Origin of the sequence: Sphaerotilus montanus (assembly GCF_013410775.1) — a bacterium.
Lineage (GTDB): Bacteria > Pseudomonadota > Gammaproteobacteria > Burkholderiales > Burkholderiaceae_C > Sphaerotilus > Sphaerotilus montanus.
Window position 1 is genome coordinate 4,302,157 of the sequence record NZ_JACCFH010000001.1, and the last position, 19,873, is coordinate 4,322,029.

Below are 19,873 nucleotides of genomic sequence, written 5' to 3' on the forward strand. Positions count from 1 at the left end.
CGTCAGAGCGTCACAGGGTGGGAGGCCAGCTCGCGGTGCCAGGTGTCGTGCAGCACGAGGAAGAAGGGCTCGCGGGCATCGACGCGGGCGAACTCGATGCCGAAGGTGCGCTGGCGGGTGCGCACCAGGGCGCCGTTGCCGAGCTGCGCCTGGGCGAGGGTGGTCTTCGGCAGGAACAGCTCGAACTGCGGCTGGCCCGGCACGGTCACCCCTTGCAGCGTCAGGCGCACGACACCCGGACGGTCAGCGGCTTCCGCCAGGTCGATCACGCGGTAATCGCCGTCAGCCACATCGTTGCCCGGGGACGAGCTGGTGCTGGACTTGCCCAGGGAGTCAGACGCGCTGCTCGCGGTGCTGGATGCGCTGTCCACGGCGGACGACGCAGCCGTGCTGGACGCATGGGCCGGCAGACAGACCGCGCCCAGGGACAGGACCAGCGCGCTCAGCAGAAGACGGGGATGCAGGGACATCGGGGACTCCTCGGGTTCAGGCAAGGAGTCGATTGTCGATCAAGCAGACGCCTGAACGCCGCCCAGCACCGCCGCGCTCCCCTGTACGGCTGCACGTCGATGATAGAAATTCAACGCCCTCAGCCCGCCGAGTTCTTCCCCGCCGCCCGCGCGGCCGGGACCGCCGTGCAGCGACTGCGGCATCACGTTGCCGTGGCCGCTCTGCAGCGTGGCGACTTCCGGCGTGATGACGTGGACGCGGCCATGGCTGGCAGCCAGGTCGAGCGCCGTGTCGGCCAGCGCATGCGCCGAATCGGCACCGTCTTCGCCATACAGCGAGCAGACGAGCGAGCCTTCTCCGCGCGCGACCAGCGCCCGGGCATGGGCCGCGTCGCGATAAGGCAGCAGCGTGGCGACCGGGCCGAACACCTCGGTGGTGTGGACGATGTCCGTCCCGTCGGCGTCCCGTGTGCCGAGCAACACCGGGGCGATGCAGGCAGCGATCGCCGGATCGGCATCGATCAGCGCGGCGCCGCGGCCGTCGAACAGCGTCTGCGCGTGTTGCTGCAGCGTGGCCAGGCCGTCCTGCACGCTGCGCAGTTGCGCGCGGCTGACGAGCGAGCCCATGCGCACGGCCTCGTTGCGCGGGTTGCCGACCGTGGTCTTCGCCAGCCGGGCGCCGATGGCTTCCGCCGCGGCGTCGTAGAGCGCTTCGGGGACGAAGATCCGTCGGATGGCGGTGCATTTCTGGCCCGACTTGACCGTCATCTCGCGCGCGACTTCCTTGACCAGCAGGTCGAACGCCGCGCTGCCCGGTACCGCGCCCGGCATCAGCACGGCCGAGTTGACGCTGTCCGCCTCGATGTTCACGCGCACCGAACGCTCGGCAACCGCCGGATGGCGCCGCAGCAGCGCAGCGGTGTCGGCAGAACCGGTGAACGACAGCACATCGAACGGCCGCAGCGCATCCAGCAGCCCGGCCGAGCTGCCGCAGACGATGTTCAGCGCGCCCGGCGGCAGGATGCCCGCCTCGACGACGTCGCGCACCATGCGCTGTGTCAGCCATGCGGTCGACGTGCCGGGCTTCACCACCACCGGCACGCCTGACAGCAGCGCCGGTGCCGCCTTTTCCCACAGGCCCCAGGCCGGGAAATTGAACGCGTTGATGAACAGCGCCAGCCCCTGCACCGGCACCTGCACGTGCTGGCTGCCGAACGCGCCACCCTTGGCCAGCGGCGTGGCATCGCCGTCGAGCAGCGTGAGCCGGTCACCCAGCGCATCACCGAGCCTGGCATAGGTGCCGAGCGTGTAGATCGCACCGTCGATGTCCACGGCGGAGTCGTTTTTCACCGTGCCGCTGTTGGCGGTGGCGATCTCGTAGTAGGCATCGCGGTTCGCCTGCAGCACCTTGCCGATGGCACCGAGCAGCCCGGCGCGGGCACGGTACGTCAACGCCCGCAGCGCGGTGCCGCCAACGCGGCGGGTGTGTTCGAAGCCGCCGGACAGGTCCAGACCCGTCGCGTCCACGCGGACCAGTTCGGTGCCGAGGACCGGATCGAACAGTGGCGTGGCATCGCCCGTGCCAGCCGTCCAGCGGCCGCCAAGGTGGTTGAGGAGCAGTTCCGTGCAGGAGGGGGGGAGGGTGATGATCGTCATTCATGCATGATATTGCATGAATTGGAGTATGTGAAAAATAAAGAGCATGAAAATGCATCCTCAAGTTTACAAAAATCGCGCCGAAACCTCCTCAGTGCCCTAGTACTGCCGTGCTGACAAGGAAATGCCATGCCCCACTTGAACAACAAGATCTCCCACCGGCTAGCCGGCGTGCTGGGACTGCTGTTGCTGACCACGCTCGCCATCGTCGGCATGGCGCTATGGCAGATGGGGGTCATGCGCACGCTCAGCGCGGAGGTGTCGAACAACTGGTTGCCCAGCGTCGAGACGGTGAACCAGATGAACGCCAACACCGGCGAGTTGCGTGTTGCCGAGTTCCAGCAGGTGCTGAACACCGACAGCACCAGAGTGGCCGCCCTCGAAAAGACCATGGCCCAGATACAGGCGGAATTCGAGGCGCACCACAAGACCTACGTCGCGCTGATCAGCAGTCCGGAAGAACACAAGCTGCATGACGCCTTCGATGCGCAGTGGAAGCACTACCTGCAGTTCCATGCACAGATCGTGGAGCTGTCGCGCAAGAACGAACAGGCGCAGGCCAGGGAGTTGCTCGAAGGAGACGCGCAGCGCACGTTCGAAGCCATGAGCAAGGTGCTGGACCAGCTCGTCGAGCTGAACCAGACCGGTGCCAGATCCGCCGCCGAGGCGAGCGAGTCGGCCTATCTGATGGCACGCAACGCCATGGTCATCGCGGCCGCACTGGGACTGGCCATGGCCGTGACCGCGGGGTTGTGGCTGATGCGCTCCATCACGGGGCCGCTGCAGCAGGCACTGCAGGCCGCACACCGCGTGGCCGATGGAGACCTGTCCTGCGTGATCGAGCACCAGTCTCAGGACGAATCCGGCCAGGTGCTGCAGGCCTTGCAGCAGATGCAGACCAGCCTGGAAGGCGTGGTCACCAAGGTGCGCGACAACGCCGACAGCGTGGCCACCGCCAGCCAGCAGATCGCCAATGCCAGCCAGGACCTGTCGTCGCGGACCGAGGAACAGGCCAGTGCGCTGGAAGAAACGGCGGCGACCATGGACGAGCTGGCGGCCACCGTGCGCACCAACACCGAGAACGCCCAGCAAGCCGATCAGCTGGCCCGCAGCGCGTCAGCCATCGCCGTGCAGGGTGGCGAGGTGGTGGGCAAGGTGGTCACCACGATGCAGAACATCAACGCCAGTTCGCGCAAGATCAGCGACATCATCGGCGTGATCGACGGCATCGCGTTCCAGACCAACATCCTGGCCCTGAACGCGGCGGTCGAAGCGGCCCGTGCCGGCGAGCAGGGGCGCGGATTTGCCGTGGTGGCCTCCGAGGTCCGCAGCCTGGCGCAGCGCAGTGCCGAGGCCGCCAAGGAAATCAAGACCCTCATCAGTCGCAGCGTCGAGCAGGTGTCACATGGCACCGATCTGGTGGACCAGGCCGGCAAGACCATGGGCGAGATCGTCGGCTCGATCCGGCGGGTCAGCGACATCGTCACGGAAATCACCACCGCGACGCAGGAACAGAGCCTGGGCATCCAGCAGGTCGGCCAGGCCATCAGCCAGCTCGACCAGACCACCCAGCAGAACGCCGCCATGGTCGAGGAGAGTGCGGCCGCGGCCGAGACGCTCAAGGACCAGGCGATGCAGCTGGTGCAGACCGTGGCGGTGTTCCGACTGTCAGGGACGCCGTCGACGCGTGCTTCGGCCATGCCGGCCGCACCGCGCCAGACCGCGCCCCAGACCCGCGCGGCCACCATGCCTGCACCACGGCCGACCTTCAGGTCCGCTCCGGCGCACACCGCCGTCCAGACCTCTGCGGGCACACCGGCCGCGGCCGAGCCGGTCAGCGACGACTGGGCGAAGTTCTGACGCTGGCGCGCGCCACCCTCAGGTGGCCGTGTCCCGGTCCGACTCGTTCCGGCTGGCGATCAGGATCCCCAGCATCCGCATGAACTCCCCCCGCTCCTGTTCCGGCAGCGGCGCCAGGATGCGCTCCTGCGCCCGCAGCATCGACGGGGTCACGTCCGCCAGGAGCTGCTGACCTGCTTCGGTCAGCGTCAGCAGCCGCACGCGCCGGTCCTGCGCCGAGGCGCTGCGCAGCGTCAGCCCGCGCGCTTCGAGCCGGTCGATCACCCCCGCGATGGTCGAGGTGTCGAAGCCGATCGTGCGGGCGAGCGTGCGCTGGTCGGTGCCCGGGACGTTGTGGACCGCCTGCAGCGCGGCGAATTGCACCGGCGTGATGCCAAACGACTCCGTTTCCTGCATGAACAGCGCGACGGCAATCTGGTGCAGACGGCGGATGTCGTGTCCGGGCAGGCTGTCGAGGTCGAGCGGCGGCAAGGTCATCGCGGGTTTTCACTGAATGGATGGGGATAGATCTGGATCAATGCTAGCATTACACTAATCATCAGCATACTGATTATTTCTATGCTGATTGATGGAGCGCAATGCAATGAACACGGAACATTCGACCCCTCCCGTCGTGCTCGTCGCCGGCGGTGGCATCGGCGGCCTGGCGGCGGCGCTGGCGCTGGTGCGGCAGGGCTTCCGCGTCACGGTGCTGGAGCAGTCGCCCGAGATCGGCGAGATCGGCGCCGGCATCCAGCTCGGGCCGAATGCCTTCCACGCCTTCGATGCGCTGGGCATCGGCGAGAAGGCCCGCGGTCGGGCCGTCTACACCGACTACATGGTCATGCACGACGCCATCAACGCCTACCAGGTCGGCAAGATGCCCACGGGCGAATCCTTCCGGCAGCGCTTCGGCAATCCCTACGCGGTGATCCACCGGGCCGACGTCCACCTGTCGCTGCTCGAAGGCGCGCAGGAGACCGGACTGGTGGACTTCCACACCTCCACCCGCGTCGTCGGCATCGAACAGGACGGTGACGGCGTGACCGTGACGGCGCAGGACGGGCGTACCTTCCGCGGCGTCGCGCTGATCGGAGCGGACGGCGTCAAGTCGGTGGTGCGCCAGCAGTACGTGGGCGATCCGGCACGGGTGACCGGCCATGTCGTCTACCGCGCCGTCGTGGAAAAGCAGGATTTCCCGCAGGAACTGCAATGGAACGCGGCCAGCATCTGGGTCGGCCCGAACTGCCACCTCGTCCATTACCCCCTGCGTGGCGGCGAGCAGTACAACGTGGTCGTCACCTTCCACAGCCGGGAGCAGGAGGAATGGGGCGTGCGCGAGGGCAGCAAGGAAGAGGTGCAGAGCTACTTCCAGGACATCTGCCCGAAGGCGCGCCAGCTCATCGACCTGCCGAAGTCCTGGAAACGCTGGGCCACCGCCGACCGCGAGCCGATCGGGCAATGGACCTACGGCCGCGTCACGCTGCTCGGCGACGCGGCCCACCCGACCACGCAGTACATGGCACAGGGCGCCTGCATGGCGATGGAAGACGCGGTGACGCTCGGCGAAGCCCTGCGCAGCTGCGGCAACGACTGGACGCAGGCGCTCGACCTCTACCAGCGCGCCCGCGTCGCCCGCACCGCGCGCATCGTGCTCTCCAGCCGCGAGATGGGCCGCATCTACCACGCCAAGGGCGTCGAGCGGCTGGTGCGCAACGACCTCTGGCGCGGCCGCACGCCCGAGCGCTTCTATGACGCGATGGAGTGGCTGTACGGCTGGAACGTCGGCAACTGCCTCGACGCAGCCCGGCGCTGATCGCCAGTGTCCCGAATCACCAGGAGAGATCCGATGCAAGACGACGCCCCGCTGGGCCGCCTCGAAGACCTGCCCGCCGAGTACGTGCAGGCCTTGCGCGACAAGAACCTCGTGCCGCTGTGGCCCAGCCTACGCGGCGTGCTGCCGCCCCAGGTGCCCACGCGCCAGACCCAGCCCATCCACTGGGCCTATGCCGACATCAAGCCATTGCTGCTGCAGGCCGGCGAGCTGACGCCGATCGAGAAGGCCGAGCGCCGCGTGCTGGTGCTGGCCAACCCCGGCCACACGCTGGAGAAGATGCAGGCCAGCGCCGCGATCTACCTCGGGATGCAGCTGCTGATGCCGGGCGAGTGGGCACCGTCGCACCGCCACACGCCCAACGCGGTGCGCATGGTGGTCGAAGGCGAGGGCGCCTGGACGACGGTGGACGGCGAACGATGCCCCATGTCCCGCGGCGACCTGATCCTCACCCCCACCGGCCTGTGGCACGAACACGGCCACGACGGCGACACGCCGGTCGTGTGGCTGGATGTGCTGGATCTGCCGCTGGTCTATTACATGGAAGCCAGCTACCACCTCAACGGCGCACGGCAGACCGTCCAGCCCGGCCGCGGTGACCGCAGCTACCAGCGCGCCGGTCTGGTGCCGTCGCCGGTCTTCGGCCGCAGTGGCAAGCGTTATCCGATGCTGCGCTATCCGTGGGTCGACACCCGCGCAGCGCTGCAGGCCCTGGCCGGCGACCAGCCTGGTCTCGACGCGGTGCAGCTCACTTACGTCAATCCCGAAACCGGCGAGGACGCCGAGAACATCCTCGGCTTCTACGCCCTGATGCTGCGCCCCGGCCAGACGCTGCGGTTCCCGGCCCGCTCGCCGGCCTGTGTCTTCCACCTGATCGAAGGCAGCGTCGACATCGCCATCGAGGCCGCCACGCCGCGCGCCTTCACGCTCGCCGAAGCCGACACCTGCTGCGCGCCCGGCTACACCGGTGTGACGCTGCGCAACCGGTCCGCCGACCAGCCTGCCTTCGTCTTCCTCGCCGACGAAGCACCGCTGCACCGCAAGCTCGGCGTCCACGAAGTTCGCGCCTGATCCCACGCCCTCCCGTCATGCCCGCGCACGCGGGCACCCACGCCAACAAATCACCTCCCGCATGACCACCCCCTACCTCTGGACCCCGCCCGCCGTCCCATCCCTGCCCATCCGCGGCTCGGACGCCCGCCTGCCGATCAACCGCATCTTCTGCGTCGGCCGCAACTACCACGCCCACGCCGTCGAGATGGGCCGCCCCGTCGACAAGTCGGCCGAGCGGCCGTTCTATTTCACCAAGTCGACGCAGACGCTGGTCGAGAGCGGCGCGACCGTGCCGTATCCGCCCGGCACGTCGAACTACCACTACGAGATGGAACTCGTGCTCGTCATCGGCAAGCCGGGCTTCCGGGTCGCCGCCGAAAACGCGCATGAACTGGTCTACGGCTACGCCTGCGGCCTCGACATGACGCGCCGCGACCTGCAGCTCGTCGCGCGCGACAAGGGCCGGCCGTGGGACCTGGGCAAGGACATCGAGCAGGGATCGGTGTGCAGCGAAGTCGTGCCGATGCCCGGCGTCGTGATCGAGTCGGGCGCAATCGCGCTGCAGGTCAACGGCGTCACCAAGCAGTCGTCGGACGTGGACAAGCTGATCTGGAACATCCGCGAGATCCTCGCCGACCTGTCGCAGTTCTATCACCTGGAACCCGGTGACCTCATCTACACCGGCACCCCGGAAGGTGTTGGCGCGGTGCTGCCCGGGGACCAGATCCGCGGGCAGGTGGCGGGGGTTGGCGAGGTTGTCCTCCACATCGGTGCTGCCGAATAATTCGCGACCACAACGAAATCACAAGATCGCAAGATCCACGGAGACAAGCCGATGAACCGCCAGACCTTCCTCGCCGCGCTGATCGGCGCTGCGGCCTTCACCCACCTGCCGGCCCGCGCCGAGACGGCGGCCGACTTCCCCACGAAGCCAGTGACCCTGTTCACCGCCTTCGCCCCCGGCAGCGGCCCGGACGCCACGCTGCGCATCCTGGCCGAGAAGCTCGGCAAGCTCTGGAACCAGCGTGTCGCCGTCGAGAACCGTCCCGGCGGCGGCGGATTCATCGCGATGGACGCGGTCAAGCGGGCCGCGCCGGACGGCTACACGCTGCTGCAGCTCGACAGCGACCACCTCTCCGCCGTGCCCCACCTCTACAAGCAGCGCGGCGCCGACGCGGTGAAGAACTTCGAGCCGGTGGCGTCGATTTTCCGCACCACCTTCCTGGTCGCGGTGGGCGCCGAATCGAAGTGGAAAACCATGGGCGACCTGATCGCCGCCGCCAAGGCCGAGCCGGGCAAGGTGACCTACGGCTCGTGGGGCGTGGGCAGCCCCGGCCACCTCGGCGGCGAATTGCTGGAAGAGCTGACCGGCATCCGGATGCAGCACATCCCCTACCGCGAGGTGAGCCAGCTCTTCCCCGCGGTCGGCTCGGGTGACGTGGCGTGGAGCCTGGGCACGCTGCCGTCCAGCTCCGGCGCCTACAGGGCCGGCAAGCTGCGCTATCTGGCAGTGGCATCGACCAAGCGCCTGCCGCAGATGCCCGATGTGCCGACCGCCACCGAAGCCGGCGCGCCCGCGGGCTTCGACGTGAACGCCTTCGTCGTGCTGGTCGCGCCGAAGGGCCTGCCGGCGCCGCTGCGCGCGAAGATCAACGCCGACGTGGCCAAGGTCATCACCGATCCGGAGCTGAAGGCCCGCTTCGACACCTTCGCCTTCGAGCCGATCGCCTGGACGCCCGAGGAGATCACCCGCGGCGTCGAGGCCAAGTCCAAGGTCTACGAGGTGCTGGTGAGGAAGGCCAACATCAGCCTGGACTGATCAGCCCGGAACGGCTTCGGCGTCCCGCAGGGTCTGGCGCATCCACTCGCGCACCAGCGCCAGCCCCGGCGCCGGTGTGCGGGCGGACAGCGTCACCAGACCGAAGCGGGCGCTGGCCTGCAGCGGGGGCGCCAGTGCCAGCTCGACCAGGTCCGGCCCGGCGGCGCGGATCGCGATCAGCACCGCATCGCTGCGCAGCGCCACCGCCACCAGGCTCGGGATCTCCTCGCAGCGCAGCGTGACGCACTGCGCCGGATGGGCGGCCGGCCCGTAACGCTCCATCAGCACCCGCGCCACCTCGTCGCTCAGTGGCGTCGAGGCGATCGGGTAGCGCTGCACATCGGCAAACGCCACCGCGCCGTCCCGCGCCGCCTGCGCGGCCAGCGGGTGGCCCGGCCGGCAGAGAAACGCGCCGCGCATCTCCGAGACCGTGTCCACGCACAGGTCGGGCGCCGGGACGAGCGAGCGCACATCCAGCACCAGCGCATCCAGCGTCCGTTCGCGCAGCGCCTGCACCAGCAGCGCCGTCGTCGCGCGCGAGATCTCCAGATGCAGGCCGGGCCGCTGCGTGGCCACCGCCATCAGCAGCGGTGTCATCAGCATCGCCCCCGGCCCCGAGCCCATGCCGATGCGCAGCACGCCCGCTTCGCCTGCGCCGATGCGCCGGCCGCTGTCGAGCAACTCGTCCGCATCCAGCACCACCTGGCGCGCCCGCGCCAGCACTTCCCGTCCGAAGGGTGTCAGCTCGCTGTGCCGACCGATGCGGTCGAACAGCGGCTGGCCCAGATCGTCTTCCAGCGCCCGGATGCTGCGGCTGAGCGCTGGCTGTGTCAGGAACAGCGCTTCGGCGGAGCGGCTGAAGGAGCCGCTTTCCGCCAATGCAATCAGGTGCTTGAGTTGAACCAGCGTCATGCTGCGTGCCTCGGCGTTCAAACCATGAGTCAAATGCATCATAAATCTTAAAACAATGCATTGGACGCCTAGTTCTTCGGGTTCTACGATGAAGCATCACCCCACGAACCGCCCTCCGGAGCACAGTCCATGCACCCCAAGCGCTTTTCCCTCCGCGCCCTTGTCCTGCTCGCCGGCCTGACTCTGGTCAGTGCCTCCGCCGTGGCGCAGACCTTCCCGAGCAAACAGGTCAACCTGATGGTGCCGTACCCGGCGGGCGGACTCTCGGACGTGATCGCGCGCATCGTCGAGAAGCCGCTGACCCGGGCGCTCGGCCAGCAGGTCATCGTCGAGAACCTCGGCGGTGTCAGCGGGGCGCTGGCCGCGCAGAAGGTGCTGGCAGCGCCTGCGGACGGACACCTCGTATTCCAGGGCTCCCCCAACGAGCTGATCCTCGCACCGCTGGCCAACGCGGCGGTGAAGTTCAAGTCGGAAGACTTTCGCCTCGTGCAGATGATCGGCGTTTCTCCGATCACGATCCACGCCCGCAAGGGACTGCCAGCGAACAACGTCGACGAGCTGGTCGCACTGGCCAGGAAATCAGCCGCAGCGGGCAAGCCACTCACCTACGGCAGTGTCGGCTACGGCTCGTTCTACCACGTGCTCGGCGCGCATTTCGCGCAGACCATCGGGGCGGAGATGGTGCACGTCCCGTACAAGGGGGCCGCGCCGCTGCTGCAGGACATGGGCGGCGATCTGGTGGACATCTCCGTGCTGGTCACCGGACTGCAGTCGGCCGGTCTGGCCGACCAGGGGCGGCTGAAGATCCTCGGCACGCTGGCGCCCGCGGGCAAGGTCGAAGTGCCGTTCCTCAAGGCCTACCCGAGCATCAACGACAGCAAGAGCGTCAAGGGCTTCGCCTACAACATCTGGACCGGCTATCTGGTCAGGAAGGACACGCCGGAGCCGGTGGTGCAGGCGCTGAACAAGGCACTGACGACGGTACTGGGCGATCCGGTGGTGCGGGCCGAGCTGGAAAAGCAGGGGCTGATGGTCGCCACGCCGCTGTCGGTGGCCGACGCAGCGCGTGAATACGAGACGCTGACCACCAGCTTCCGCGCCATCGCCAAGGCCATCAAGCTCGAAGCGCAGTGACGCGCGGCCGAGAACGAGCCACGCCATGACCTACCTGCTCGACGCACTGCGCACCCGGATCGGCGAATTTGTCCACCTGCGCCGCGACCTCCACCAGCACCCCGAACTCGCCTTCGAGGAGCACCGCACCGCCGCACTCGTCGCCGACAAGCTCGAAGGCTGGGGTTACACGGTCGAACGCGGTGTCGGCGGCACGGGCGTGGTCGGTCGTCTGGTGCGCGGCACGGGATCGCGGCGGCTCGGGCTGCGCGCGGACATGGACGCGCTGCCGATCGACGAGACCTCCGGCGTCGCATGGGCCAGCACCCGGCCCGGCCTGATGCACGCCTGCGGCCACGACGGCCACACCGCGATGCTGCTGGCCGCGGCGCGCCACCTCGCCGAACACGGCAGCTTCGATGGCACGCTGCACCTGGTCTTCCAGCCCGCCGAAGAGGGCGGGGGCGGCGCCCTGCGGATGATGTCGGACGGACTGTTCGAGCGCTACCCGTGCGACGCTGTCTTCGCGATGCACAACATGCCCGGCATCGCGCAAGGCCACCTTGTCTTCCGTGACGGCGCCGCGATGGCGTCCTCCGACTACGCGACCATCACGATCGAGGGCGTCGGCGGCCACGGCGCGATGCCCCACCGCGCCGCCGACCCGATCGTCGCCGCGGCCAGCCTCGTGATGGCGCTGCAGACCATCGTCTCGCGCAATGTCGATCCGCTGCACGCGGCGGTGGTGACGGTCGGCGCGCTGCAGGCCGGTCAGGCGAACAACGTGATCCCGGCCAGCGCGCGGCTGGAGCTGAGCATGCGGGCGCTGGACCGCGAGGTGCGGGCGCTGCTGGAGCGGCGCATCCGGGCGCAGGTCGCGGCGCAGGCGGAGAGCTTCGGCTGCACGGCGCGCATCGACTGGCGTCCCGGCTACGCGGTGCTGGTCAACACGCCGGCCGAAACCGCGTTTGCCCGCGAGGTAGCACTCGACCTGCTCGGCCCCGACAAGGTCACGCTGAACGGCCCGCCGCTGACCGGCAGCGAGGATTTTGCGTTCATGCTGGAGCGCGTGCCAGGCAGCTACCTGCTGATCGGCAACGGGCTGGGGGAGCAGGGCGGCGGCGGCGACAGCCCGGCCGCGTCGGCCTGCATGGTCCACAACCCGGGCTACGACTTCAACGACGCGAACCTGCCGGTCGGCGCCGCCTACTGGGTGCGGCTGGCCGAGCGGTTCCTGGTGAAAGAATGACCCACCCACCCCCGTCATCCTCGCGAAAGCGAGGGCCCACCCGACCAGTGGGTTCCCGCTTTCGCGGGAATGACGGGAGCGGTTGATCGATAGAATCGATTCACAGCAGGAGAGCACCGGCCCCGAGCCGGTCACCGAAGGCGCAAACTCCCATGAACGCTCAGGTCCACGCACTGCAAGCACACACGCCGTCTGGAGAGACTCCACGCCCGCACCACGGGGGGTGAAGCACCGAAGGAGCAAGGCACCGGGACCGTCCCGGCGCTGAATCTCTCAGGTACCAAGGACAGGGGGAGCGGCATGACCAGCGCGCAAGCGTCTTTCTCATGCAAGTCATCGTCCTCGGTGCCGGCCTGCTCGGCACCACGTCCGCCCATTTCCTGCGCCAGCTCGGCCACGACGTCACCGTCATCGACCGGCAGGCCGCGCCCGCCGCCGAAACCAGCTTCGCCAACGGCGGCCAGATCTCCGTCAGCCACGCCGAGCCATGGGCCAACCCCTCCGCGCCGCTCAAGGTGCTGCAGTGGCTGGGCAAGGAAGACGCGCCGCTGCTGTTCCGCCTGCGCGCCGATCCGCAGCAGTGGCGCTGGGGCCTGCAGTTCCTGCGCGAATGCACGCCCGCCCGCACCCGCCACAACATCGCGCAGATCGTCCGCCTGGGCACCTACAGCCGCGACACGCTGCAGCAACTGCGGCGCGACCTCGGCCTGCAATACGACCAGCGCACCCAGGGCATCCTGCACTTCTACACCAGCCAGAAGGAGTTCGACGCCGCCGAAGCCCCCGCGGCGCAGATGCGCGATCTGGGCTGCGACCGGCGCGTGATCTCGGCGGACGAAGCCGTGCGGCTGGAGCCGGCGCTGCGCCACATCCGGCCGCAGCTGGCCGGGGCGACCTTCACCTCGGAAGACGAGTCGGGCGATGCGCGCCAGTTCACGCTCGCGCTGGCCGAGCGCTGCCGGCAGGACGGGGTGCGCTTCCTGATGGGGCACCACGTCATGGCGCTGCGCGAGGTGGGTGGCCGGATCGACCATGTCGAGGTGACCGATGCTGACGGGGCGTTCCAGCGGCTGCGCGCCGATGCGTTTGTCCTGGCCATGGGCAGCTTCAGCCCGCTGCTGGCACAGCCGCTGGGCATCCGGCTGCCGATCTACCCGGCCAAGGGCTACTCGGTGACGATGCCGGTGAAGGACGCGGCGATGGCGCACCAGGTCTCGCTGACCGACGACGAGTACAAGCTCGTCTTCTCGCGCCTGGGCGACCGCCTGCGCATCGCCGGCACGGCGGAGCTGAACGGCTACAGCCGCGACCTGAACCGCGTGCGCTGCGAGGCGATCGTGCGGCGCACGGAACAGCTTTTCCCCGGCGCGGGCGACACGGCGCAGGCGCAGTTCTGGACCGGCCTGCGCCCCGCGACACCGAGCAACGTGCCGATCATCGGCCAGTCCCGCGTCCCGAACCTGTTCCTCAACACCGGCCACGGCACGCTCGGCTGGACCCACGCCTGCGGCTCGGGCAAGAGCGTGGCGCGCATCGTCAGCGGACTGGCGCCGGAGCTGGAGTTCGCCTTCACGCGCCCCTGACCCCCACCCTCGTCATCCTCGCGAAAGCGAGGACCCACCCGCCACTCCCCCCTCAGAACCCCGAGCCAGGTTGCTTCAGGAACTCGGCTTCCTCGGCGGTATTCGTCCGGCCAAGCGCCGCATTCCGATGCGGAAACCGCCCGAACCGCGCCACGATCACCCGGTGCCGCTCGGCCCATTCCAGCAAGCCCGCCAGCGCCGGTTCGTCCCGGCCGAGCTGCGCGAACAGGCGGATCGACTCGTCCTGGTCGGCGAGCGCTTCTGCGTGCTCGAAGGGCAGGTAGACGAACTGGCGCTGCACCCCGGTCAGCGTCCTGTCCGCACCAGACGCGACCAGCGATTTCGCCAATGACAGCGCCCGCGGATCGCCCGCGAAGGCGCGCGGCGTGTCGCGGCCCGTGTTGCGGGTGAACTGGTCGAGGACGAGGATCAGCGCGAGCGTGCCGGTGGGGGTGGCGGTCCAGTCCTGCAGGCCGCAGGCAAGGGCTTCGTCGATCAGCGGGCCGAAGCGGCGGGCGATCTCGGCGTCGTGCTGGGGGTCCTTGCGGAACCACTCGGGGCGGGAGTGGATGTGGGCGGGGTCGGTGGCGGGGCCGAACCAGAAGTCGAGGATGGCGCTTGGGTTGGGTTGCATGGCGATCGATGGTACGACTGGTTTCACGATGGCAGGACTCTGCATCCACGAGAAAAAACTGCTAGCGTCGTGGACTGTCCCGAGTCACCACCAAGGAACCCCGCATGACCATCTCCATGTCCTCCGCCAGCCTCCCCGTCTTCACCACCATGCTGCGCAACCTGAGCCACTGCATGGACAAGGCCGAAGCGTCCGCCGCCGCCCGCAAGTTCGACGTGAACGTGCTGGTGCAGGCCCGCCTGGCGCCAGACATGCTGCCGTTCGCCTCGCAGGTGCGCATCGCCTGCGACGCCGCGAAGCTGGCCGCCGCGCGCCTCGGCGGCCTCGACGCCCCCAAGTTCGCCGACGACGAAACCACCTTCGCCCAACTGCAGGAGCGCATCGCCAGGACGCTGGCGTTCCTCGTCACCGTGCCGCCCACCGCCCTCGACGGCACCGAGGACAAGGACATCACCTTCCCCGTCGGCCGCGACGGCTCGACCCGCACGATGAAGGGCGAGGACTACCTGAAGCACTGGGCGCTGCCGAACGTGTTCTTCCACGTCACCACCGCCTACGCGCTGCTGCGCCACAACGGCGTGGACCTGGGCAAGGTGGATTACCTGGTGGGGGCTCAGGCTGCGGCCTGAACCAGCCAGAACCCGACCACCGCCGCGATCAGCAGCGCCGCCACGAACCCGTGGTTGCGCTGTGCCAGATCCGGGCCGGCGCCGGGAATCCGCCCGGTGAGCATCGGCCGCGCCGCATTGGTCCGGCGCAGCAGGCTCAGCAGCGCGATCAGGCCGATGTGCCCCAGCACCAGTGCCAGCATGCCGTTGGCGAACAGTTCGTGCGTTTCCTCCAGCACCTCGCCGACCAGATCGCCACCCCATTCGTTGTAGGTCGCGTAACCACTGAGCGTCAGTGGCACGACGGTCACCATCAGCGCCAGCACGGCCAGCGCCATGCCCAGGTTCTGCGCCTGCCGGCCGTTGAACTGCCCGGCGCGGGCGCTCGCCAGCCACGGCTTCAGCCCCGAGAGCTTGCGCAGCAGCAGCCCGAGCCGCGCTTGCCGCGGCCCGACCAGCCCCCACACGATGCGGAACGCCAGCAACCCGGCCAGCGTGTAGCCCAGCGTGACGTGCACCAGCCGCCAGTGCTCGGACTCGGCGGTCAGGTACGCGCCGGTGAAGCACAGCGCGAACAGCCAGTGGAAGACGCGGGTCGGCGCATCGGTGACACGGCGGGTCGGGGTGGTCGTGGTCGCGCCAGCAGAGGCAGCGTTCAGGGTGGAACTGGTCATTTCGGAATCCTCACGCGGTCTTCGTCGAAATCGCCCTTGTCGGCGCCAGCGTGGCAGGCCATGCAGTTGGACGCGCTCTTGATCGAGGCGCGTTTCCAGACGCTGGCGCCGACCTCGTCGTGCTGCCGGATGAACCAGGCGGAGCGGGTGATGCGGTCCTCGGGCGGCGGGGTGGCGCTGACGCGGCGGCCGGTGCCGGCGTTGTCGGTGAGCCAGCGGGTGATGAGCTTGACCGACGCGGCGTCGAGCGAGGCGTCCGTGCCGTAGTGCTTGTCCAGACCGCCCATCAAGCGCGTCCACGACGCCGCCGGCAGCATCCCGGGCGGGTAGGCCATGTGGCAGGCCGCGCATTCCTGCTGGTATTGCGGCAGGGTGGGCACGCGCAGGGCCCGGTGGTGGTCGTCGTCGGCGAATGCGGACGGTGCGAGCAGCGCGGTGGTCAGGAGCAGGGCGAGGGGTGGGCGCATGGGGTGGGTTCCCGCTTGCGCGGGAATGACGGTGAGGGGAACAGTGGGCTCAGCGCTTCTGGGCGATGAGGTAGGCGAGGACGTCGGCCTTTTCGGCGGCGCTGCACTCGCGGCTCACGACGTCCTTGCAGTTGCGGCGGAACCACTTGTCCACCTTGGCTTCGTCGGTGAAGGCCTTGGCGTTGAAGGCGGGGGCCATCGGGGCAATGGGCTTGCTGGTGCTGGCGTGCTTGCCTTCGGTGGTCGGCGGCGCGTTGTGGCAGGACGAGCAGGACCACTCGCCGCCGTGCTTGCTGGTGAAGAACACCCGCCCGCGTTCCGCACTGGCCGGCGCGCCAGCGGCCACGGTCCAGCGCTGGAGCTGGGCGTCGGGCGTCGTGTCACCCGCTTCGGCCGGCATCGCCAGCAGCAGCGAAGCGGCCACGGCCGCGAGGGCGGTGAGCGTGGTGCGGACCAGGTGGGGACGGGCGGAAGGGGTGCGGTAGGAGTGCATGGCTGCATTCTGGAAAACCGCGGCTGTACCTTGTCTGAATCGACCGTTTACCTGGGGTTCAGATTCGGATGTGGACAATCCGGGGTGCAAGTGCCGGACGGTCTGGCGCGGAAGGATCTCGGAATGTCGAAGCGGGCCCTGCAACAGCTGGGAATGGCGGCGGTGCTGATGGCGGCCTGCTGCAGTCCCGCCGTGTCCATCGCCCGCGAGCGGGACGACCATGAGCGCGCCCGGCAGGCGGTCGAGGCGGGCCAGATCCTGCCGCTCAAGGCGATCCTGGCGCGGGTGGAACGCGACATGCCGGGCGAGGTGCTCGAAGTCGAGCTGGAGCAGCAGGACAGCGGGGTCTGGATCTACGAACTCAAGGTGCTGCAACCCGGCGGTGTGCTGACCAAGCTCAAGCTGGACGCCCGAACCGGCGCCATGCTGAAGACCCGCGCCCAGCGCGCTGGCACCCGCGAACGCGGCCATGAACGCGATCGCGAAAGAGACTGATTGATGCGCATCCTGGTGGTGGAAGACGAAGCAACGCTCGCAGCCCAGCTGCAGCAGGCGCTGGCCGACGCCGGCTACACCAGCGAACTCAGCCGCGACGGGCGTGACGCCTGGTACCGCGGCGAGGTCGATGCCTTCGACGCGGTGGTGCTCGACCTGGGCCTGCCGGAGATCGACGGCCTGACCGTGCTGAAGCGCTGGCGCGCGGCGGGTCGGCGGATGCCGGTGCTGATCCTGACCGCGCGCGACAACTGGCACGAGAAGGTGACCGGCATCGACGCCGGGGCCGACGACTACCTGACCAAGCCCTTCCACATGGAAGAGCTGCTGGCCCGGCTGCGGGCGCTGATCCGGCGCGCGGCGGGGCAGGCCTCGGCGCAGCTGTGCTGCGGTGCGGTGCAGCTCGACACGCTGAGCGGCCGTGTCACGGTGGACGGACAGGCCGTGACGCTGACCAGCCACGAGTACAAGGTGCTCGCCTACCTGATGCACCGGCCGAACCGCATCGTCTCGCGCGTGGAGCTGATCGAGCACCTCTACGCGCAGGACTTCGACCGCGAGTCCAACACCATCGAGGTCTTCATCGGCCGGCTGCGGCGCAAGCTGCCAGCGGAGCTGATCGAGACCGTGCGCGGCCTGGGCTACCGCCTCAATGCATGACGGCGTGAACCGCCCATGAACCGGCTGTTCGGCGCCTCGCTGCGGGTGCGGCTGCTCATCGGCACGCTGCTGGGCGTGAGTGCGGCGCTGCTGGTGGCAGGACTGGTGCTGTCGAACCTGTTCCGCGAGCAGGTGGCGCGGCAGTTCCAGGCCGGCCTGCGGGTGCATCTGGACCAGCTCACCGCCAGCGTGGAGGCCGGCCCCGATGGCCAGCCCGTGCTCTCGGCCGCGCTGGTGGATGCGCGCTGGAACAAGCCGTACTCGGGCCTCTACTGGCAGGTCGACGGACTGCAGGGTGGCCGGACGGTGCCCGCGCTGCTGCGCTCGCGGTCGCTGTGGGATGCGACCTTGTCAGTGCCCGCGGACGTGCTGGCAGACGGCGAGGTCCACGTCCACGACATCACCGGGCCGGATGGGCTGGGCCTGCGGGTGCTCGAACGCGTGGTGCATCCGGACGACCGGCCTGCCACGTCCTGGCGCCTGAGCGTAGCGCAGGACACGCGCGAGCTGGACGAGGCGGTGTCGTCCTTCGTGGGCATGCTGGTGCTGTCGCTGGGCGTGCTCGCCGTGGCGCTGATGGCGGCTGCTGCTGCGCAGGTCGTCGTCGGGCTGGCGCCGCTGCGCAGTCTGCAGGCAGCGGTGTCTGCCTTGCGGGCCGGTCGGCTGCAGCGGCTGGAGGGCGATTTCCCGGCCGAGCTGCAACCGCTGGTGGACGATTTCAACGGCGTGCTCGACCAGAACACCCAGATCGTCGTGCGCGCCCGCACGCAGGCCGGCAACCTGGCCCACGCGATCAAGACGCCGCTGGCGGTGCTGTCCAACGCGGCGGCGCGCCCGGACACCGCACAGGGCGCGCTGGCGCGGCTGGTCGACGAGCAGGTGGCGCAGGCGCAGCGGCAGGTCAACTGGCACCTGTCACGGGCGCGGGCCGCGGCGGCAGTCGGTGTGCCGGGGGTGCGCACCCTGGTGTCCGCGGTGGCGGGGCCGCTGGTGAAGGTGATGGACCGGGTCCACGCCGGGCGCCATCTGGATTTCGACGACCGCACCGCCGACGTCCCGCTGTGGTTCGCCGGTGAAGAACAGGATCTGCAGGAGATGCTGGGCAACCTGCTCGACAACGCCTGCAAGTGGGCGCGCTCGTCGGTGCTGGTGGAGGTGTCGGCGACATCAGCGGAGAAGGGCGCGCCACGGCCCTGTCTGCAGATCACGGTCGAAGACGACGGGCCCGGCATCGCGGAGGCGCTGCGCGAGAAGGTGCTGGTCCGCGGCGCCCGGATCGACGAGCAGATGCCGGGCTCGGGGCTCGGGCTGGCGATCGTCCTCGATCTGGCGCAGTTGCACGGCGGCACGCTGCGGCTGGAGCGCTCCGAGGCGCTGGGCGGCTTGCGGGCGCGTCTGGTGCTACCCGCCGCGGTGTGACGCACCCGCGCCCGCCGCCTCGCCCCCGAAGAAGCGACTCGGCGCCATGCCCACGGTGCGGGTGACCATCGCGGTGAACGCACTCGGGCTGGCGTAACCCAGCTCGGCGGCGATGTGGCTCATCGGCTTGCCACGCGCCGCCAGCGCCAGCGCCCGGGCCAGCAGTACCTGGTGGCGCCACTGCACGAAGCTGGTGCCCAGCTCGTCCCGGAACAGCCGGGCCACCGTGCGCGCGCTGGCCCCGGATTCGGCCGCCCAGGCGTCCAGCGTCGCGTGGCGGGTCGGCGCATCCAGCACGGCTTCGCAGAGGTGCCGCAGCCGCTTGTCCTGCGGCAGCGCCACCCCCAGCGGCAGCGGCTGGGCGCGGCGCAGCTCGTCCAGCACCAGCGTGCCGATGCAGCGCTCGCGCAGCTGGTCGGCCGCGTCCGGCAGGGTGTCGGGATCGAGTTCGGTGAGCTGCTGCACCAGCTCGCGCAGCAGCGACGACACCTCGATGACGCGGCAGCGGCGCCAGGCGTCTTCCTGCGCGGCCGGCACGTCCGGGCCACAGCGGTCGGCGGGCTGGTGGACGTAGAGCGTGCGCATGTCGGCGTCCTGCACCACGGTCACGGTGTGCACCACCTGCGGCGGGATCCACACCGCGCGCGAGGGCGGCACGAGGTAGGTGCTGTGGTCGGCGGTGACCCGCGTGACGCCAGTCGCCGAGAACGCGACCTGCGCCCAGGCATGGCTGTGGGGCGCGACGCGGGTGTCGGCCTCCAGGCGCCGCGACTTGCCACGCACGGGGCGGGCGGCGGTCGGTGCAAAGCGCTGGGGATCGAGCGGAGCGATGCTGCGGTGCGGAAGCATGGAGATGGCCGAATCGCGACAGAGAATGTCGTTCTATCGTAACCCGGACGCAGACAGCACCTCTACA

Annotated in this window: 21 protein-coding genes and 2 riboswitches; of the genes, 12 read left to right on the plus strand and 9 right to left on the minus strand. The window is 69.3% G+C overall.

From position 1 onward, the window contains the following. Positions 1-2 precede the first annotated feature (2 nt). Both BDD16_RS19590 and BDD16_RS19595 read right to left on the minus strand, forming a co-directional pair. A complete protein-coding gene (locus tag BDD16_RS19590) occupies positions 3-470 on the minus strand; it encodes a hypothetical protein (protein WP_179635487.1) in 468 nt (155 codons plus the stop codon). A gap of 39 nt (positions 471-509) precedes the next feature. After that, positions 510-2,105, minus strand: coding sequence for a 3,4-dehydroadipyl-CoA semialdehyde dehydrogenase (locus tag BDD16_RS19595; RefSeq protein ID WP_179635488.1), 1,596 nt, complete (start codon positions 2,103-2,105; stop codon positions 510-512). A gap of 129 nt (positions 2,106-2,234) precedes the next feature. Between BDD16_RS19595 and BDD16_RS23360 the strand changes: the two genes are divergently transcribed. Further along, positions 2,235-3,965 (plus strand): methyl-accepting chemotaxis protein, encoded by a 1,731-nt coding sequence (locus BDD16_RS23360; RefSeq protein ID WP_179635489.1) that lies wholly within the window; start codon positions 2,235-2,237, stop codon positions 3,963-3,965. Positions 3,966-3,983: 18 nt separating this feature from the next. Here BDD16_RS23360 and BDD16_RS19605 read toward each other — a convergent pair whose 3' ends face one another. After that, a complete protein-coding gene (locus BDD16_RS19605) occupies positions 3,984-4,442 on the minus strand; it encodes a MarR family winged helix-turn-helix transcriptional regulator (RefSeq protein WP_179635490.1) in 459 nt (152 codons plus the stop codon). Positions 4,443-4,548: 106 nt separating this feature from the next. On the opposite strand from BDD16_RS19605, the gene BDD16_RS19610 reads away from it, so the two are divergent. From BDD16_RS19610 to BDD16_RS19625, 4 genes are all read left to right on the plus strand, one after another. Further along, entirely contained in the window at positions 4,549-5,760 is a 1,212-nt protein-coding gene (locus BDD16_RS19610; RefSeq protein WP_179635491.1) for a 3-hydroxybenzoate 6-monooxygenase, read from the plus strand. A gap of 33 nt (positions 5,761-5,793) precedes the next feature. Continuing rightward, a complete protein-coding gene (locus tag BDD16_RS19615) occupies positions 5,794-6,849 on the plus strand; it encodes a cupin domain-containing protein (RefSeq protein WP_179635492.1) in 1,056 nt (351 codons plus the stop codon). A gap of 61 nt (positions 6,850-6,910) precedes the next feature. Beyond that, positions 6,911-7,615, plus strand: a complete 705-nt coding sequence (locus BDD16_RS19620; RefSeq protein ID WP_179635493.1) for a fumarylacetoacetate hydrolase family protein — start codon at positions 6,911-6,913, stop codon at positions 7,613-7,615. A 51-nt stretch (positions 7,616-7,666) separates the two neighbouring features. Continuing rightward, positions 7,667-8,650 (plus strand): Bug family tripartite tricarboxylate transporter substrate binding protein, encoded by a 984-nt coding sequence (locus BDD16_RS19625; RefSeq protein ID WP_179635494.1) that lies wholly within the window; start codon positions 7,667-7,669, stop codon positions 8,648-8,650. Here BDD16_RS19625 and BDD16_RS19630 read toward each other — a convergent pair whose 3' ends face one another. After that, positions 8,651-9,562 (minus strand): LysR family transcriptional regulator, encoded by a 912-nt coding sequence (locus BDD16_RS19630; protein WP_179635495.1) that lies wholly within the window; start codon positions 9,560-9,562, stop codon positions 8,651-8,653. 129 nt (positions 9,563-9,691) lie between these two features. On the opposite strand from BDD16_RS19630, the gene BDD16_RS19635 reads away from it, so the two are divergent. The 3 genes from BDD16_RS19635 to BDD16_RS19645 all read left to right on the plus strand — a co-directional run bounded on the left by BDD16_RS19635 (position 9,692) and on the right by BDD16_RS19645 (position 13,507). Then, on the plus strand, positions 9,692-10,696 hold the full coding sequence (locus tag BDD16_RS19635) for a Bug family tripartite tricarboxylate transporter substrate binding protein (protein WP_179635496.1): 1,005 nt from the start codon (positions 9,692-9,694) through the stop codon (positions 10,694-10,696). 25 nt (positions 10,697-10,721) lie between these two features. Beyond that, a complete protein-coding gene (locus BDD16_RS19640) occupies positions 10,722-11,924 on the plus strand; it encodes a M20 aminoacylase family protein (RefSeq protein WP_179635497.1) in 1,203 nt (400 codons plus the stop codon). A 96-nt stretch (positions 11,925-12,020) separates the two neighbouring features. Continuing rightward, a riboswitch (glycine riboswitch) is annotated at positions 12,021-12,110 on the plus strand. A 6-nt stretch (positions 12,111-12,116) separates the two neighbouring features. After that, a riboswitch (glycine riboswitch) is annotated at positions 12,117-12,214 on the plus strand. Positions 12,215-12,250: 36 nt separating this feature from the next. After that, positions 12,251-13,507 carry a D-amino acid dehydrogenase gene (locus BDD16_RS19645; protein ID WP_179635498.1) on the plus strand — a complete coding sequence of 419 codons (1,257 nt, stop codon included), beginning with the start codon at positions 12,251-12,253 and terminating at the stop codon, positions 13,505-13,507. A 52-nt stretch (positions 13,508-13,559) separates the two neighbouring features. Here BDD16_RS19645 and BDD16_RS19650 read toward each other — a convergent pair whose 3' ends face one another. Further along, positions 13,560-14,141, minus strand: coding sequence for a DUF924 family protein (locus BDD16_RS19650; protein ID WP_179635499.1), 582 nt, complete (start codon positions 14,139-14,141; stop codon positions 13,560-13,562). Positions 14,142-14,245: 104 nt separating this feature from the next. Here BDD16_RS19650 and BDD16_RS19655 point away from each other — a divergent pair, with 104 nt between their 5' ends. Then, positions 14,246-14,770 carry a DUF1993 domain-containing protein gene (locus BDD16_RS19655; RefSeq protein ID WP_179635500.1) on the plus strand — a complete coding sequence of 175 codons (525 nt, stop codon included), beginning with the start codon at positions 14,246-14,248 and terminating at the stop codon, positions 14,768-14,770. Here BDD16_RS19655 and BDD16_RS19660 read toward each other — a convergent pair. From BDD16_RS19660 to BDD16_RS19670, 3 genes are read right to left on the minus strand one after another with little or no spacing between them, the layout of a single operon-like run. Next, positions 14,755-15,423, minus strand: a complete 669-nt coding sequence (locus BDD16_RS19660; protein WP_179635501.1) for a cytochrome b/b6 domain-containing protein — start codon at positions 15,421-15,423, stop codon at positions 14,755-14,757. The two genes, BDD16_RS19655 and BDD16_RS19660, sit on opposite strands and share 16 nt — an antisense overlap. Next, positions 15,420-15,890: a diheme cytochrome c gene (locus BDD16_RS19665; RefSeq protein WP_179635502.1), complete on the minus strand. Its 471-nt coding sequence runs from the start codon at positions 15,888-15,890 to the stop codon at positions 15,420-15,422. The genes BDD16_RS19660 and BDD16_RS19665 overlap by 4 nt, the downstream gene beginning before the upstream one ends. Positions 15,891-15,939: 49 nt before the next feature. Then, positions 15,940-16,383, minus strand: coding sequence for a DUF1924 domain-containing protein (locus tag BDD16_RS19670; protein ID WP_375139084.1), 444 nt, complete (start codon positions 16,381-16,383; stop codon positions 15,940-15,942). Between the two features lie 123 nt (positions 16,384-16,506). Between BDD16_RS19670 and BDD16_RS19675 the strand changes: the two genes are divergently transcribed. From BDD16_RS19675 to BDD16_RS19685, 3 genes are read left to right on the plus strand one after another with little or no spacing between them, the layout of a single operon-like run. Beyond that, on the plus strand, positions 16,507-16,878 hold the full coding sequence (locus BDD16_RS19675; RefSeq protein ID WP_179635503.1) for a PepSY domain-containing protein: 372 nt from the start codon (positions 16,507-16,509) through the stop codon (positions 16,876-16,878). A 3-nt stretch (positions 16,879-16,881) separates the two neighbouring features. Continuing rightward, a complete protein-coding gene (locus BDD16_RS19680; protein WP_179635504.1) occupies positions 16,882-17,538 on the plus strand; it encodes a response regulator transcription factor in 657 nt (218 codons plus the stop codon). A 15-nt stretch (positions 17,539-17,553) separates the two neighbouring features. Next, positions 17,554-18,957 carry a sensor histidine kinase gene (locus BDD16_RS19685; RefSeq protein WP_179635505.1) on the plus strand — a complete coding sequence of 468 codons (1,404 nt, stop codon included), beginning with the start codon at positions 17,554-17,556 and terminating at the stop codon, positions 18,955-18,957. On the opposite strand, the gene BDD16_RS19690 is transcribed toward BDD16_RS19685, so the two are convergent. Beyond that, the gene (locus BDD16_RS19690) at positions 18,940-19,806 is read right to left on the minus strand and encodes an AraC family transcriptional regulator (protein ID WP_179635506.1); all 867 of its coding nucleotides are present in this window, start codon (positions 19,804-19,806) and stop codon (positions 18,940-18,942) included. The two genes, BDD16_RS19685 and BDD16_RS19690, sit on opposite strands and share 18 nt — an antisense overlap. Positions 19,807-19,873 lie beyond the last annotated feature (67 nt).